2 protein-coding genes are annotated in these 1,027 nt (G+C 65.7%); both read left to right on the top strand.

Annotated elements, in window-relative coordinates:
• Positions 1 to 96: 96 nt before the first annotated feature.
• Positions 97 to 510 carry a guanosine-3',5'-bis(diphosphate) 3'-pyrophosphohydrolase gene (locus ABZX22_RS45375; protein ID WP_354923627.1) on the top strand — a complete coding sequence of 138 codons (414 nt, stop codon included), beginning with the start codon at positions 97 to 99 and terminating at the stop codon, positions 508 to 510.
• Positions 510 to 809 (top strand): hypothetical protein, encoded by a 300-nt coding sequence (locus ABZX22_RS45370; RefSeq protein ID WP_354923624.1) that lies wholly within the window; start codon positions 510 to 512, stop codon positions 807 to 809. Before ABZX22_RS45375 ends, ABZX22_RS45370 begins: the two co-directional genes overlap by 1 nt.
• Positions 810 to 1,027 lie beyond the last annotated feature (218 nt).

The following is a 1,027-nucleotide window of genomic DNA, read 5'->3' as shown; positions in this document are numbered from 1 at the left end:
AGGGCGTAGCAGACGGCTCTGGCCAGGCCGCCGGTGCCGATGACCGCCAGCGAGGGCCGGGTGGTCATGCCGTTCGGGTCGTCTGCAGGTAGGGGGGTGAATGAGGCGCGGTGGCTTGCGGAAGAGGCGCATGCCACCCAAACAGACAAGGCTGGCCGGCCGTACATCGAGCATGTGCGTCGGGTGGCGGCCGCGGTTGCCGGCGATGACGCCGCTGAAATGGTGGCTTGGCTCCACGACGTACTGGAGGACCAGCCGGCCTATGCGCCCCAGGTCCTGCTGTTCCCGCAGGTCGTGGTGGAGGCTGTGTTCGATCTGACGCGAGGCGTGAACAAGAGTGAGGCGTTCTACTACTGGAACATTCGACAGAGCCCGCTGTCGCTCAAGGTGAAGTTGGCAGATATCGCCGACAACAGCGACGAGTCGCGATTGGCTCTGCTGGACCCCGAAACGGCGGCTCGCCTACGGGTGAAGTACGCCAAGGCGCGCGCTGCGCTGGGGGTGAAGTGATGGACGCCATCGAGAAGCGGGCGCGGGAGCTGCTGGCCACGGCGTATGAGGCGGATGGCATGGGTGGACGAGCAGTGGTGATCCGGAATCCGAATCAGTACATGGAGAAGCCGGACAGGCGTGCGTTGGGCTGCATCATCGCCGCCCTCACGCCGCCGGAGGGCTACGTACTGGTGCCGGTGGAGCCGACTGAGGACATGTTGCAGGCTGGCTATCCCAGAAACGAACGGATCGATGACACGTTCGACAGGCTTGGTGCATGGGCAGACATGCTCGCCGCACGCCCGGAGGTGCCATGAACCGTCAGCCAGCTGATCACCACCACAACCGCGAGCCCGGCTGGCCGGAATGGGGCCGCCAGAACATCACGCTCACGGCCGCCCTGCGGATGGTCCGAATGTACGGCGACCGCATCCCGTCGGCCCCGACCGGATGGCCTCCCGCATCCTCGACATGGGTGACATCCTCACCCTGATCGAGCAGGCGCAGAAGACCTTCGACGAGGAGCAGGCCGCCA

This window comes from Nonomuraea sp. NPDC003804, from assembly GCF_040610675.1.
Taxonomy (GTDB): domain Bacteria; phylum Actinomycetota; class Actinomycetes; order Streptosporangiales; family Streptosporangiaceae; genus Nonomuraea.
The sequence above is the reverse complement of the archived record's forward strand: the minus strand, read 5'-3'. Positions and strand labels throughout refer to the sequence as shown.

Coding starts and splice junctions, on each gene's coding strand:
- ABZX22_RS45370 (WP_354923624.1), top strand. CDS start 510: ATGGACGCCATCGAGAAGCGGGCGCGGGAGCTGCTGGCCACGGCGTAT.